The organism is Streptomyces sp. NPDC048297 (genome assembly GCF_043201585.1).
Classification (GTDB): Bacteria; Actinomycetota; Actinomycetes; order Streptomycetales; family Streptomycetaceae; genus Streptomyces.
Map to the genome: position 1 here is coordinate 50,002 of NZ_JBICZA010000006.1, position 14,245 is coordinate 64,246.

Annotated in this window: 14 protein-coding genes; 4 read left to right on the top strand and 10 right to left on the bottom strand. The window is 72.1% G+C overall.

Translation table 11 applies throughout. From position 1 onward, the window contains the following. Positions 1-455: 455 nt before the first annotated feature. Positions 456-1,316, top strand: coding sequence for a TetR family transcriptional regulator (locus ACGFYV_RS08550; protein WP_393877779.1), 861 nt, complete (start codon positions 456-458; stop codon positions 1,314-1,316). Between the two features lie 172 nt (positions 1,317-1,488). Here ACGFYV_RS08550 and ACGFYV_RS08555 read toward each other — a convergent pair whose 3' ends face one another. Further along, entirely contained in the window at positions 1,489-2,475 is a 987-nt protein-coding gene (locus ACGFYV_RS08555) for a helix-turn-helix transcriptional regulator (protein WP_393877599.1), read from the bottom strand. A 313-nt stretch (positions 2,476-2,788) separates the two neighbouring features. Between ACGFYV_RS08555 and ACGFYV_RS08560 the strand changes: the two genes are divergently transcribed. Together ACGFYV_RS08560 and ACGFYV_RS08565 are read left to right on the top strand one after the other, a co-directional pair. Further along, entirely contained in the window at positions 2,789-4,264 is a 1,476-nt protein-coding gene (locus tag ACGFYV_RS08560) for an MFS transporter (protein WP_393877780.1), read from the top strand. Positions 4,265-4,578: 314 nt separating this feature from the next. Then, positions 4,579-4,830, top strand: coding sequence for a hypothetical protein (locus tag ACGFYV_RS08565; RefSeq protein WP_393877600.1), 252 nt, complete (start codon positions 4,579-4,581; stop codon positions 4,828-4,830). A 39-nt stretch (positions 4,831-4,869) separates the two neighbouring features. Here the strand turns inward: ACGFYV_RS08565 and ACGFYV_RS08570 are convergent, their stop codons facing one another. The 4 genes from ACGFYV_RS08570 to ACGFYV_RS08585 form a co-directional block, all read right to left on the bottom strand. Further along, a complete protein-coding gene (locus ACGFYV_RS08570; RefSeq protein WP_393877601.1) occupies positions 4,870-5,616 on the bottom strand; it encodes a DUF6227 family protein in 747 nt (248 codons plus the stop codon). A 198-nt stretch (positions 5,617-5,814) separates the two neighbouring features. After that, complete coding sequence (locus tag ACGFYV_RS08575; protein ID WP_393877602.1) at positions 5,815-7,044, bottom strand: Ig-like domain-containing protein; 1,230 nt, start codon at positions 7,042-7,044, stop codon at positions 5,815-5,817. 200 nt (positions 7,045-7,244) lie between these two features. Next, positions 7,245-8,321 carry a P1 family peptidase gene (locus ACGFYV_RS08580; protein WP_393877603.1) on the bottom strand — a complete coding sequence of 359 codons (1,077 nt, stop codon included), beginning with the start codon at positions 8,319-8,321 and terminating at the stop codon, positions 7,245-7,247. Positions 8,322-8,362: 41 nt separating this feature from the next. Beyond that, positions 8,363-9,601 carry a low temperature requirement protein A gene (locus tag ACGFYV_RS08585; RefSeq protein WP_393877604.1) on the bottom strand — a complete coding sequence of 413 codons (1,239 nt, stop codon included), beginning with the start codon at positions 9,599-9,601 and terminating at the stop codon, positions 8,363-8,365. 79 nt (positions 9,602-9,680) lie between these two features. On the opposite strand from ACGFYV_RS08585, the gene ACGFYV_RS08590 reads away from it, so the two are divergent. After that, positions 9,681-9,857, top strand: coding sequence for a hypothetical protein (locus ACGFYV_RS08590; RefSeq protein WP_393877605.1), 177 nt, complete (start codon positions 9,681-9,683; stop codon positions 9,855-9,857). A 103-nt stretch (positions 9,858-9,960) separates the two neighbouring features. Here the strand turns inward: ACGFYV_RS08590 and mscL are convergent, their stop codons facing one another. The 5 genes from mscL to ACGFYV_RS08615 form a co-directional block, all read right to left on the bottom strand. Beyond that, complete coding sequence (mscL, locus tag ACGFYV_RS08595; protein WP_393877606.1) at positions 9,961-10,434, bottom strand: large conductance mechanosensitive channel protein MscL; 474 nt, start codon at positions 10,432-10,434, stop codon at positions 9,961-9,963. Positions 10,435-10,572: 138 nt separating this feature from the next. Further along, positions 10,573-11,238: a hypothetical protein gene (locus ACGFYV_RS08600; protein ID WP_393877607.1), complete on the bottom strand. Its 666-nt coding sequence runs from the start codon at positions 11,236-11,238 to the stop codon at positions 10,573-10,575. A gap of 211 nt (positions 11,239-11,449) precedes the next feature. Further along, entirely contained in the window at positions 11,450-12,283 is an 834-nt protein-coding gene (locus ACGFYV_RS08605; RefSeq protein WP_393877608.1) for an S-methyl-5'-thioadenosine phosphorylase, read from the bottom strand. A 106-nt stretch (positions 12,284-12,389) separates the two neighbouring features. Further along, a complete protein-coding gene (locus ACGFYV_RS08610) occupies positions 12,390-12,734 on the bottom strand; it encodes an FmdB family zinc ribbon protein (RefSeq protein ID WP_393877609.1) in 345 nt (114 codons plus the stop codon). Between the two features lie 67 nt (positions 12,735-12,801). Beyond that, the gene (locus ACGFYV_RS08615) at positions 12,802-14,100 is read right to left on the bottom strand and encodes an MFS transporter (protein ID WP_393877610.1); all 1,299 of its coding nucleotides are present in this window, start codon (positions 14,098-14,100) and stop codon (positions 12,802-12,804) included. Between the last annotated feature and the right edge of the window lie 145 nt (positions 14,101-14,245).

The window sequence follows — 14,245 nt, forward strand, 5'->3', positions numbered from 1 at the left end:
GGGGCGTACGCCTGGTGGGGGAAGACGGCGCGAACATGGCTCGGTACCATCGCTTCAACTCCGGGGCCGGAGGGAACAACCCTTCAGGGCCCGGAAGTTGAACCCCGGGAGCCGTACTTCCGCACCTCGCGCACGCTCGCACCGGTCCGACCCACGCATGAGCCACGTCCCGACGCACTCCCCCCCCCCGGCGCCGGGACGTTCCCAGCCGGGCTTCGGCGCCTACTCCCCCCAGGCGCTGGGGCCCGGCTCTTTCGGCCGTACGCCGCTCTCGCGCGCGCCTCGCGGCGGCCCGGCGGGCATCCTGGATCGGCGACCACCCCGTACCTGAACCCCGGGGTGGCCGCCGGATGGCAGATTCTGCCACAGGGGCATAGCCTGCCGACGTGAGCACCCCCCGCCCCACCCGTACCACCGCCGACCAGCAGTCCTTTCCGGCCGCTGCCCCGGTGTCCCTGACCGAGCGCCGTAAGGCCGAGACCCGCGCGGAGATCGCCCGCGCGGCTGCCGCCCTCTTCGTACGCCAGGGACTGAAGGCCACCCGGGCCGAGGACATCGCCCAGGCGGCCGGCATCGCGCCGCGCACGTTCTACCGCTACTTCGCCTCCAAGGAAGAGGCGGTGGCCCCGCTCTACGCGGCCGGCGCCCAGCGCTGGACCCAGGCGGTCCGCGAGGCCCCGTCCTCCCTGACCGTCCCGGAGGCGCTGCGCCACGCGGTCGCCCACATGCTCGCCCCCGGCCACGGCGTCTCGACGGCGTCCTGGGAATGGGTCCGCACGCTCATCCATCTGGCCGACGCGAGTACCGCCCTGCGCAAGGTGTGGGCCGAGGTGTGCCAGGAGTCGGACGAGGAACTGGCACAGGTCCTGGCGGACCGGCTCGCGGCAACCACCGGCGGTCCGGCAGCCACCAGCGGCCCGGCAACCACCGGCGGTCCGGCAGCCACCAGCGGCCCGGCAACCACCGGCGGTCCGGCAGCCACTGGCGGTCCGGCAACCACCGGCGGCTCGCCGACCACCAACCCGGGTGCCGCCACGGCGACGTCCGTTGCCCCGGGGAAGCCCATCACCCCTGCCCCCGTTGCTCCCGTTGCCGCCGTCACCGCCCTGGCCGCCGGCGAAGACAACGTTGCCGCACCCGCGCCGATCACCCCTCATCTGCGCTTCGCGGCGGCGGTCGCCGGTGCGGCGGTCCGGGTGGCCGTGGAGTCCTGGGCGGCCACGCTCTCCTCTCCTACCGGCCCCGACGGCCCCGCGGCCCTGGCCCTGAGGAATCTGGAGGCGCTGGGAGACTTCGCGTGGAGAGCGGAACTCTGAGGGAGCGGTGCCCCGAACTCTGAGGGAGCGGTGCCCCGAACTCTGAGCGAGCGGTACGCCGAACTCTGAGCGAGCGGTACGCCGAACTCTGAGCGAGCGGTACGCCGAACTCTGAGCGAGCGGTACCGCGGCGCACCCTCAGCGGACCCTTAAGGAGCCCCTCGGGGAGCCCTCAGAGAGTTCCCGCACCCCCCGCCCGGCTCAACCGTCCCCCCAACTCCCGTACCGACTCCACCAGTTCACCCGGCTCCAGGACCGTGAACTCGCAGCCCGCCATCGCCAGCCGGACCGCCAGCCACTCCACGGGGTCCCCGCTCGTGCCGCGCAGCACGCACGTGTCCCCGCCCTCGTCCTCGCCCTCCGGTTCGGGTGCCCCTATCCACTGCGGCACCCGCGTGGACACCGTCTCGGCGGGGGCGGCGAAGCGGACGGCGAAGGCGTACGTCTCCTGGCGGCGCCGGATCGAGCGCCGCAGGTACTGCGCCGCATCGCCCTCGGGCAGTTCCCGGGGAGCGAACCGCACTCCGGTCGCGAAGGGGTCGTTCACCCGGTCCACGCGGAACGTCCGCCAGTCGTCGCGGTCGAGGTCGTACGCCACGAGGTACCACCGCCGGCCCGTCGAGACGAGCCGGTGCGGTTCGGTCAGACGGCGTGACTCGCCGCCGTCCTTGTCCCGGTAGGCGAACCGCAACCGCTCGTGCCCCGCCACCGTGGACGCCATCACGGTCAGCGTCTCGGGAGCGATGCTCGCCCCGTCCCCGCTGGTCAGCGCGGTCGTGGCGGCCTGGAGGGTGGAGACCCGGTGGCGCAGCCGGGACGGCAGCACCTGCTCCAGCTTCGCGAGGGCCCGTACGGAGGCCTCCTCCACGCCTTCCACGGCGTGCCCGGCGCCGGCGCGCAGCCCGACCGCGATGGCCACGGCCTCCTCGTCGTCGAGCACGAGCGGCGGCATCGCCTTGCCCGCGACCAGCCGGTATCCGCCGTCCGAGCCCTTCGTGGCCTGCACGGGATAGCCCAGTTCGCGCAGCCGGTCGACGTCGCGCCGCACGGTACGCCGGGACACCCGGAGCCGGTCGGCCAGCTCGCCGCCGGGCCACTCGCGGGGCGTCTGGAGGAGGGAGAGGAGCTGGAGGAGCCGAGCGGGGGTGTCGGTCGTCATGCGTACAGAATGCCGTAGAAGTAGGACACGATCTGACCTAATGGGGTCCTAGCTTGAGGGCATGACGCACGGCGACGACACCATCGACATCTCCCAGGGGCGCGGGGAACCGAGCGCCCGGCCACAGCCGGCAGACGGCGGACACACCGCGGCGATCCCGGGGAACCGGAACGGCGCGGCACCCACGGTGACCTCGGCATCCCCGACATCCCCGGTGGCCCCGGCAACCCCGGTGACGCCCTCCGAACCCCTCTCCGGACCCGCCTCCGAACCCCCCGCCGACCGGACCCGCTGGTTCGCCCTGGCCATCGTCATGACCGCGGCCTTCATGGACCTGGTCGACGTGACGATCGTCAACATCGCCATCCCCTCGATCCAGCACGACGCGGGTGCGTCGTTCAGCCAGATCCAGTGGATCACCGCGGGCTACGCCCTCGCCTTCGCCGCGGGCCTCATCACCGGCGGCCGGCTCGGCGACATCCACGGCCGCAAGCGCCTGTTCCTGATCGGCATCGCCGGCTTCACCCTCGCCTCCGCCCTGTGCGGTTTCGCCGTGAACCCGGAGATGCTGGTCGCCTCCCGGATCCTGCAAGGCGGCATGGCGGCGATGATGGTCCCGCAGGTCCTGTCGATCGTGCACGCGACCTTCCCCGCCCACGAGCGCGGCAAGGTGTTCGGCCTGTTCGGCGCGGTCATCGGCCTCGGCGCGGTGTCGGGCCCGCTGCTCGGCGCCCTGCTGACGGAGTGGAACCTGTTCGGGCTGGAATGGCGGCCCATCTTCCTCATCAACCTGCCGGTCGGCGCCGTCGCCCTCCTTCTCGGCCGCCGCTACATCACCGAGTCCCGCGCGCCGAAGGCCCTCAAGCTGGACCTCGTCGGTGTCGCCCTGGTCACGCTGGGCCTGCTGATGCTGCTCTACCCGCTCACCCGCGGGCGTGAGCTGGGCTGGCCGCTGTGGGGGTACGGGTCGATGGTGGGCGCGCTCGGCGTCTTCGCGGCGCTGGTGGTGCACGAGCGGCGCAAGGCGGCCCGTGACGGTTCCCCGCTGGTCGAGCTGTCCCTGTTCCGGGTGAAGAGCTTCGCCGCCGGCATCGCCGTACAGACCGTCTTCGGTATCGTGCTCGGCGTCTTCTTCCTGGTCTGGACGCTGTACCTGCAGATCGGCCTCGGCTGGAGCCCGCTGCGCGCCGGTCTGACCGGTGTGCCGTTCTCGATCGCCGTGTCCGTGGCGGCCGGCATGTCCGTGCAGAAGCTGGTCCCGCGGTTCGGGCGGAAGGTGCTCCAGGCGGGCGCGCTGGTGATGGGCCTGGGCGTCCTGCTCTACATCTGGGAGGCGCGCCACTACGGCCTCGCCATCGCCTCCTGGCAGATGGCGCTCCCGCTGGTCGTGATGGGCCTCGGCATGGGCCTGATCGTGGCGCCGCTGACGGACGCGGTCCTGTCCGAGGTGCCGCGCGAGCACGCCGGCTCGGCGTCCGGCCTGATCAACACCGTGCAGCAGATGGGCAACGCGCTCGGCCTCGGCCTGGTGTCGGTGGTGTTCTTCGGGGTGATCGACGACCGGCTGCCCCGGGACCAGGTCGGCCCGGCCTTCGTGAACGCCTTCCAGCACACGCTGTGGTGGGTGGCCGCGGTGCTGGGCGTGATCTTCCTGCTGATGTCCGCGCTGCCGAAGCGTCCGGCGCAGCACGTGGAGGGCTCGGAGGGCGCGGATGATGCGGAGGGCTCGGAGGATGCGGAGGGCACGGACCGGGCCGAGGCCCGGAAGGAGCCCGCGCTGGTCCCCTGACCGGGCGTGACGACTTCGGGGGGCAGGGCCCGGCACCGATCTGGATGCTCAGCATCCGGTCCGGCGCCGGGCCCTTCTGCTCCCCACGTTTCAGCCGCCCGGGTTTCCGCTGCCCACTCTCTCGCTGCCACCCACTTCCTCGATCGGCAACCCGTTCCTCTACCTGATCGCCATCGCCGCCTGACGACCGCCCGTCACTCCTTGTCCCTTTGGTGAGCTGTGAGTTGTTCACACCGCCTGGGAGATTCACGCCACCTGCGAGATACGTCACGGTCCGGGGTCAAAGTCCCAGGCCGTGGTGTTCACTGGAGGGCATGGCTGACGACGTCTCGACTTTCCAGATGATCGGCATGGCCGTCCTCGCTGTGGCGGCCATCGTCTGGACCTGTGTCCTCTTGAACCTGCTGCGCCGCCTGCGCGTCGAGACCGCCGGGTGGCGCCCGGCCTCACCCTTCCGGGTCCTCCCGGCCCAGGCCCACGCCGGCCCCTCCCTGGAGTCCGTCGAACTCACCCCGGCCGAACAGGACGCCTTCGCGCGCCTGGTACGGCAGCTCGGCCGCCGCTGACGGACCTGCCGGACCTGACTGACGGACTTGTCGGCCCGGTCAGCCCTGCCGTGCCGCGCGCCGCTCCATGGCGTCGCGGGCCGCGTCCTGGGACGTGTACACCTCGCACATGTGCCGCCCGTCGGGCGTCGCCGTGTGCTCGACCTCCCACAGGGAGATCTCCCGGCCGTCCGCCAGCAGGAACGCGTGCTCGTACAGGGCGAAACTCAGCCCCGCCCGGACGGCCCGCCCCGGGCGCCCGAACGCCTGGGTGATCTGGTGCGCGGCCGCCGTCGCCAGCAGTGCCGCCGTCCCCGCTCCCGGCCGGTCCTGGTTCTCCGCCCGGCGCAGCAGCCTGCGGCCATGGTCCGCCGAGCCGTCGGGCGCGTACACGTGCCGGGGCTCGGGAGCGGCCGACAGCTGGGCCGGTACGGGCAGTTCGAAGTCCGGTGCCTCGGGCGGCAGGGCGAGCCGGGCCGTGGCGGTGGCCAGTTCCTCGGCGTCGACGTACAGCTCGTGCTGCGTCCCGCCGCCCGGCGCGGTGTTGTGGACCAGCTCCCATAAGGTCACCGCCGAGCCGTCGGCGAGCAGCCAGGTGTGCCGGTACGTCTCCCGGTGCAGGCCCGCGCTGTGGTGCGCGGAGTGCAGCGAACTGTCGTGCGCCAGCGCGCAGTCGAGCTGCCGTATCGCCTCGTCGGGCAGCTCGAAGGAGTTCAGGGCACGGCCGAGGAGCCGCTCGAGGTGCTCCTCCGGAGACTCGGGCGACTCGGCGGATTCGTACGCTGCCGTCTCGTACGGAACGCTCAAGGTTTCTCCCGGCGTTGCTGCATGTCACCTGATGGGTGCATACCGTAGCCCCTCGGTCGGACATCATGTCCGGGAACCGAGAAAACGTACGCAGGGAAAACGTCAGGGCCGCGCGAAGAGTTCCCCGCGCGGCCCCACGTTCTGTCAGAATCCGCCGCTCAGGCGGCACTTCCTGCGGTCAGGCGGCACTTCGGCCGCTCAGACGGCACTTCCGGCGGTCCAGGCGCTCCACGCCATGTTCCAGCCGTTGAGCCCGTTGTCCGGGGCCACCGTGGTGTCGGGGGAGTTCTTCACGATCACGACGTCACCGACGAGCGAGTGGTCGTAGAACCACTTGGCCTCGGTGGCGCCCTGCGCGCCCTGCACGTCCGCGAGCCCGACGCAGCCGTGGCTGGTGCCCGAGCGGCCGAAGGGCGGATTGCCCTTGTTGTACCAGTAGTTGCCGTGGATGAACGTTCCGGACGACGTCAGACGCATCGCGTGCGGCACGTCCGGGATGTCGTACTCCCCGCCGAAGCCGACCGTCGAGCCGTTCATCCGGGTCTGCACGAACTTCTCGGAGATCACCATCTGCCCGTTGTACGTGGTGTGCTGCGGGCTGCCCGCGGAGATCGGCACCGTCTTGATCGTGCTGCCGTCCCGCACCACCGTCATGGTCTGGGCGTGCGCGTCGACCGTGGAGACCTGCGAGCGCCCGACGGTGAAGGACACCGTCTTGTCCTGCACGCCGTAGACGCCGTTCGAGGCCTGGACCCCGTCCAGGTCGATCTTCATCGTGACCTTGGAACCGGCCTTCCAGTAGTCCTGCGGCCGGAAGTCCAGCCGGCGGTCGCCGAACCAGTGCCCCACCACGTGCTGACCGCTGCTGGAGCTGACCGTGATGTGCGACTGCACGGTCTTCCTGTCGGTGACGGACTTGTCGAAGGTGAACGACACCGGCATGCCTACGCCGACCGTGGTGCCGTTGTCCGGCGTGTAGGTGCCGATGAAGCTGTTGGCCGAGGTGACGGTCGTGAAGATGGCGCCCGCCGCGGCCGTGCGCCCGCCGGAGTCCTTCGCGGTCGCGTCGATCTCGTACTTGGTCCCGCGCTCCAGCTGGTCCTTGGGCCGCCATGCGCTGCCGTCGGCGGATATCGCCCCCGCCACGGCCTGACCCGACCCCGCCACGGTCATCTTGACATCGGTCAGCCTCCCGCCGGTGACCTTCACGCCGGTCGCGTTGATGGACGCCCCGGTCGAACCGTCCTTGGCCGAGATGACGATCTTCGCCGTCGACGTCTTCGGGGTCGTCGAGGAGGTACCGCCCCCCTTGCCGCCGTCGTCGGTGGCGTTGGCGTTCCCGCCGCACGCGGTCAGCGTGAGGGCGCCGACCATCAGGGCGGCACAGGCCCCCAGTACGCGCCGCGCTGCAATGTCCGGCGTTGTCACAGGCTGCTCCATGTTCACGTGATGTGGGTGATCCGTACCCAGTGCGTGAAGAAAGAGGGAACGACCCGCAGGAGGGGTTCCCTCCGTTACCCGTGAACGCCATCACGTGACAGAACCGCGACAATCGGACGCCCTGCGCACGGCAACCCGCCCTACGGCTCCCCTTACGACGTCCCCTACGGCCGCCCGTGCGGCTCCCCTTACGGCTGTCCGTGCGGCTGCCCGTACAACTCCTCGTACGACGGCCACACTCCGCCCGGCCCGGCCACCGGCTCCGCTGCCCGCACCGCCCGCACGATCGCGCGCGTCACCAGGTCCGCGCCCGCCGCGAGCACCTCGTTGAGCGCGAGGGTGTCCTCCGCGTCGAGCGGGCGCGCCCCGGTGGCCAGCGTGAACACCGTGTCGCCGTCGTGCAGCAGGTGCGCCGGCCGCACCGCGCGCGCGATGCCGTCGTGCGCCGTGCCCGCCACCTTCTGCGCCTGCGCCTTGGTGAGGTCCGCGTCGGTCGCGACCACCGCGAGCGTCGTGTTCAGCGGCGGGGGCGCCCCGGTGCCCGCCGAGCCCGCCGCCCCCGCCGGACCGGCAAGCTCGGCGAGGTCGGCCAGACGCCGGCGCGCCGCCTCGTGCACCCGCTCCCGCGGATAGTCCACGCGCCCCTGGAACAACTCCCCGTACAGCACCCCCGTCTCCGGATCCGCCACCGCCCCGACGGAGTTCACCACCACCAGCGCCGCCACCGTGATCCCCGAACCGAGGACCGCGCTCGCGGTCCCCACTCCGCCCTTGAGCCCCCCGGCCACGGCACCCGTCCCCGCGCCCACGCACCCTTCCGGCACCCGCGCCCCCGGCGCGCCCGCCGCTGCCGCCTCGACCGCCGCGCGGCCCGTCGCCGCGTCCGGGCGGGCCCTGAAGTCGCCGCCGCGCCCCAGGTCGAAGACGCACGCTGCGGGCACCACCGGCACGACATGCGCCGGATCCGCCCCGACCGACACCCCGCGCCGCCGCTCCTCCAGCCAGGCCATGACCCCGGACGCGGCGTCGAGCCCGTACGCGCTGCCTCCGGCCAGGACCACGGCGTCGACCTTCCGCACCAGGTTGCGGGGGTCGAGCGCGTCGGTCTCCTTGGTGCCGGGACCTCCTCCGCGTACGTCCACGGCGGCGGTGGCACCGCCCTCGGGGGCCAGGACGACCGTGGTGCCGGTGAGCCAGCCGTCCCCGCGGCGGGTGGCATGCCCCACCCGCAGCCCGGCGACGTCCGTCAATGCGTCAACTGTCATGACGGCCAGTGTGACCCACCGCCCCGGCGCCTCCTGGCAGTTCAGGCCGCCGGTGCCGTGGCGTCCGCCCGCCGCCCGCGAGCCGCCGTGCGCGCCGTCAGCGCCTCCCCGCTCGCCACCGCCGCCGCCGACACGATCCCCGCCGCGAGCACCCCCCAGCCGCCCAGGAAGGTGCAGCAGATCACCAGCAGCGCCGTGCCCGGAAGCACCAGCTGCTGGGCGGTTCCGACCTTGAAGTGCCGTGCGTGCAGCAGCCAGACCGTCAGCAGGAACAGGGCCGTCGGCAGGGTCACCGCCGCCGAGGCGGCCGTCGCCGAGATGTGCGCCTTGCCGACCGCCTGCTCCACCGCCACCTCCAGACCGGCGCCGATCGCGGCGGCCGAGGCGAAGATGAAGTAGTGCCCGTACCCCCACAGGAACGCCCGCTCGCTGCTGCGCAGATGGTCGTGGATGGGCACCACGAAGTAGATCCACCACGAGGAGAAGACGATCAGCAGGCCGCCCACCGCGATCGACAGCACCTCGACCAGCGCGCCGTGCTCGCCCACGGCCGACTTCACGGCGACCGTGGCCGCGGCGATCGTCTCACCGAGCACGATGATCGTGAACAGGCCGTACCGCTCGGCGATGTGGTGAGGGTGCCAGTTGGTCCGGCTGTTGCGCTCCGCGTACAGCGGTACGCACAGTTCCGCGATCACCATGACCAGGAACAGCCAGGGCCGCGCGGGCTCGGGCAGCACCACCAGCCCCACCCAGCCGATCTGGCAGAGCAGAACGCCCCCCGCGTAGCGCAGCGTCGTGGTTCTCTCCTCGCCCGAGGCGGACCTCGCCGCTCTCAGCCACTCCGCGGCCATCGCGAGCCGCATGATCACGTAGCCGATCAGGACCAGCAGGAAGTCATGGTGCTCGAACGCCCGGGGGACGCCGGCCGCCAGCACCAGGACACCCGCGATCTGGACGAGGGTGACGACCCGGTAGAGCACGTCGTCGTTGTCGTACGCCGAGGCGAACCACGTGAAGTTCATCCACGCCCACCAGATGGCGAAGAACACCATCGCGTAGTTGAGGATCCCCTGGCCCGCGTGCCCCGCGGCCACGAAGTGCACCAGCTCGATGCCGGCTTGCGCGACGGCCACGACGAAACACAGGTCGAAGAAGAGTTCGAGCGGGGAGGAGACGCGGTGCGCCTCGTCGACCGCGCGAGCGGTGAGGCGCCGCAGGGGGCCCGAGGGCCGCGGTGCGCCCGGAGAACCGGATGCCTGGGAGGAACTCGACGTCATGGTCCCCAGGAGATCAGAAAACCGGAGCGAATTCTTGTGAACGGAATCACAAGCGTTGTGGGGGCCGTACCCTGGAGACATGAGCGACGCCCCCGCACCCGAGCCGCGCGACCCCAAGGCCGCGCTCGTCTTCGACGACCCGTTGAACCAGCAGTCCTCGGACGACACCGACCGCGGGTGGGGCGACAGGCCGGACGGCGACAGCGCCGCCGACCTCAAGCGCTTCCTCGACGAGAAGCCGCCCCACCACCTCTGAGCCGCTCGAAGGGGCGCCTGGACCGCTCGAAGGGGCGCCCGGACCGCCCGAGGAGGCGCCGCCGTCAGACCCCGCGTCTGCGACAGGATCCGCCCGACAGGCTCTAGCCGCCGTGCCCCGACCCGCGCTGCGCGACCAGCGCGTCGCGGATCTCCTTGAGCACCTCCAGCTCGCTCACCTCGATGACCTCGTGCGTGCCCTCCTTGGCCTTCTTGCGGGCCTCCTGGAGCGCGAGGTACTTGGACATGGGCAGCACCATGAGGAAGTAGACGACCGCGGCGGTGATCACGAAGGTGAGCGTGGCGCCGAGGACGGAACCCCACAGGATCGGCACACCGCTCTGCACCGTGCCGTCCGCGGCCACCTTGCACGGGTCCTGGAGGCACGAGCTGTAGTGGTCCAGGTTCTGCGTGCCGATCGCCCCGACCAGCGGGTTGATGACCCCCTTCACCACCGCGCTGACGATGTTCGTGAAGGCGGCACCGATGACCACCGCGACTGCCAGGTCGATGACATTGCCGCGCATCAGGAAGGCTTTGAAGCCATCCCAGACACTCGGCGCCTTCTTCTCGCTCACCTCGGGGACTCTCCTCACATGCACAGGTCGTGGCACGATGCGCTCCGCAACCTACGGCACCACTAGGCCATTGTGTCCAATTCCCTAGCTCGATCGAGGGACTTGACGGCAGGTCTGCTGGAAAGCGTCCGACGGAGTTCACCCGAGCGTCACCGCCAGCCGTGCCGTCGCGCTCGCGCCGACCAACCGGGCCGCCGTGGCACGCGGCACCGACAGCACGACCAGCGCCCCGCCCCAGGACCCTCCGTCAGCCGCCGTGCCGGCCGCCGAGTCCAGTGATTCGGGCAGGCTCGCCACCCGCGCGCCGCGTGCGAGTACGTGGGCGCCGCCCCCGGCGGACGGGTCCTCGGCCGCGATCACGTCGACACGGTCGCCGGGGCGCAGCAGCCGGACGGCGGCGGCGTCGGCGATCCGCACCGGCGCCCGCACCACGTCCGCCGGCCCGTGCCGTCGTACGGGCTTCGCGGCCGGGTGCCCGCGGGGCCGCTCGGCGTGGTGAGGTTCGGTGTGGTCGGGGTCGGCGCGGTGGCGCTCGGCCACCGACCCCGGACCGGCCGCCACGAGCGCGGCCGCGGTGACGGCGAGGCCGGCCGCGAGGGCCCGCCGGCGATGCCGTACGAGCCGATGCAGTTGATACCGCCCGCCGCGCACCCGCAGGGGCGCGAAGTGCGGGACCTCGCAGGTCGCGGGGGCGTCGGTACCCAGCGGACGAGGGAGGCGGAGCGGGGGCGGGAAGGGGGACGAGGGCGGGGATGAGGACGGGGATGAGGACGGGCGCGAGGACGAGGGTGAGGAAGGGGACATCGACACGGGGATCACCGCCTGTGCGAGGGTTCGGCTTGCCCTGCCACGATGACGCCTCGCGCCGAAGTCCGTCGGAGCCGGTGAGTTACCGGCCGGTTGTGGACAACTCGCCCACCCTCTCCCGCCTCAGCTCACCCCTGCCTGACCTCACCCTTGCCTCAGCTCACCCCTGCCTGACCTCACCCTTGCCTCACCTCACCCCTGCCTCACCTCACGGCAGCTCGAACCCCGGATCCATCCCCCCGAGCGCGTTCGCGCACAGGCAGTCCCGTGCCCCCGTCTCCGGCAGCGCCGCGACCGCGTCGAACAGCACTCCGCGCAGCCGGTCCACGTTGGCCGCGAACACCCGCAGCACCTCGTCGTGGGAGACGCCCTCGCCGGTCTCGGCGCCGGCGTCGAGGTCGGTGACGAGGGTCAGGGAGGTGTAGCAGAGCTCCAGTTCCCGGGCGAGCGCCGCCTCGGGGTGACCGGTCATGCCGACCACGGACCAGCCCTGCGCCTGGTGCCAGAACGATTCGGCGCGGGTCGAGAAGCGCGGGCCCTCGACCACGACCAGCGTGCCGCCGTCCACCGGTTCCCAGTCCCGGCCGTGGGCGGCCTTGAGCGCGGCGGCTCGTCCGGTGGGGCAGTACGGGTCGGCCATGGACACGTGGACCACGTTGGGCACCGTGCCGTCGGGCAGCGGCAGCCCGTCGAAGTAGGTCTGCACACGGGACTTGGTGCGGTCCGCGAACTGGTCCGGCACGAGCAGGGTGCCGGGGCCGTACTCGGGGCGCAGTCCGCCCACCGCGCAGGGGCCGAGGACCTGCCGGACGCCGACCGAGCGCAGCGCCCACAGGTTGGCCCGGTAGTTGATGCGGTGCGGGGGCAGGTGGTGGCCGCGGCCGTGCCGGGGCAGGAAGGCGACCCGCCGGCCGGCGATCTCGCCGAGGAACAGGGAGTCGCTGGGCGACCCGTAGGGGGTGTCCACCTGGATCTCGGTCACGTCCTCGAGGAACGAGTAGAAGCCCGAGCCGCCGATCACACCGATGTCTGCGTTCACCATGACGAGCACACTAGCTGGCGGCGAAAACCTCCGGGAGCCGGTGTCCGCGCGCGGGAACGCCGAAGACCCTGCCGTCGTACGACGGCAGGGTCCCGGACGGGAGAAATCAGGCCGCGGAGCTGCTGGCGGAGCTCGACGAGGACGTCGACGACGAGGAGGCCGACGAAGACGAGGACGAGGCGGACGACGAGGCCGTGGACGACTTCGCGTCGGACGGCTTCGAATCGGCCGACGAGCCGCTCGCCTTCGTCGCCGGGCTGCTGCTCGACGAGGCACCGCGGGAGTCGTTGCGGTAGAAGCCGGAGCCCTTGAAGACAATGCCGACCGCGGAGAACACCTTCTTCAGGGGGCCACCGCAGCTGGGGCACTCGGTGAGGGCGTCGTCGGTGAACTTCTGCACCGCCTCAAGACCCTCGCCGCACTCCTTGCACTGGTACTGGTAGGTCGGCACTGTCTTCCTCCTGGCACTCTGACTCGATGAGTGCTAACGATGGTCCATACTGACGTATTCCCAGGGATCAGTCCACCGTCACCGGCACGCGGTGACCGACGCCACGTGCGACCGTACGGTTCTTGGACGGGGCGGTCAGCCGTGAGCGCAGTGCCACCAGGGTGACCAGCGCCAGCACGGTCCCGGCCATCGGCACCAGGAATCCGGCGCCGCCCCACAGGCGGTCCTCCAGTTGTCCGGCGGCCGTGACGGCGGCGGCCTGGCCGAGCGCGACGGCGCCGGTCAGCCAGGTGAACGCCTCGGTGCGGGCGCCGGCCGGGACCAGCGCCTCGACCAGCGTGTAGCCGGTGATCAGGGCGGGCGCGATGCACATGCCGACCAGCAGGCCGAGGGCGGCCAGCAGCAGCACCGAGTGCGCCGTCCACAGCGCGGACGCGGTCAGCGCGAGCCCCGTGTAGCCCACCAGCAGGCGCCGCCGCGGGGCGACCTTCCAGGCGATCGCGCCGCAGACGACGCCGGAGAGCATGTTGCCCGCGGCGAAGACGCCGTACAGGACGCCGTTCAGGCCGGGCTCGCCGATCGACTCGGTGAACGCGGCCAGCGAGACCTGCATGCCGCCGAAGACCGACCCGATGCCCAGGAAGGTCACCGCGAGCACGCGCACGCCCGGGACGCGCAGGGCGGAGACGTGCTCCACGCGCGCGTGCCCGCCCCGGCCGGTCACCGGCGGCTGCGTGCTCTTCTGCGCGGCGAACAGCAGACCGCCGACGAGGGTCAGCGCGGCCTCGGTGACCAGGCCGGCGGCGGGGGTGACGGTGGTGCACAGGGCGGTCGCGAGCAGGGGGCCGAAGACGAAGGTCAGCTCGTCCGTGACGGACTCGAAGGCCGCGGCGGTGGTCATCAGGGGCGAGCCCTGGAGCTTCACGCCCCAGCGGGCCCGCACCATGGGGCCGACCTGCGGCACCGAGGCGCCGGTCGGCACGGCCGCCGCGAACAGCGCCCACAAAGGGGCGTGCGCCAGCGCGAGCGCGGTCAGGGACAGGCCGGACAGGGCGTGCACGAGGAGGCCGGGGACCAGCACCGCGCGCTGGCCGTAGCGGTCGGCGAGACGGCCGCTGTAGGGCGCGAACAGCGCCATGGAGACACCGGTGACGGCGGCGGCGGCGCCCGCGGCGCCGTACGAGCCGGTCGTGTGCTGCACGAGCAGCACGATGGAGATCGTGAGCATCGCGAACGGCTGGCGCGCGGCGAATCCGGGGAGCAGGAAGGTCCAGGCGCCGCGGGTGCGCAGCAGCTGGAGGTATCCCGGGCGCGGGGCGGCCGGGGCGGTGTTCTCCGGTGCGGTGGTGGTGACCGTGGATCCCACGGCCGTGCCTTTCTGCCGCCTGGTAGCGGGGGCCGTGGCGGGCCCGGGTGCCGAGAGCTGTCCTCTTGCGCGGACTGCGGTAGATGCCGGAGATACGGCGCCCACGGTGGGCGGGGGCGTCTCGGCCGCCATACGGTCGCGCCAG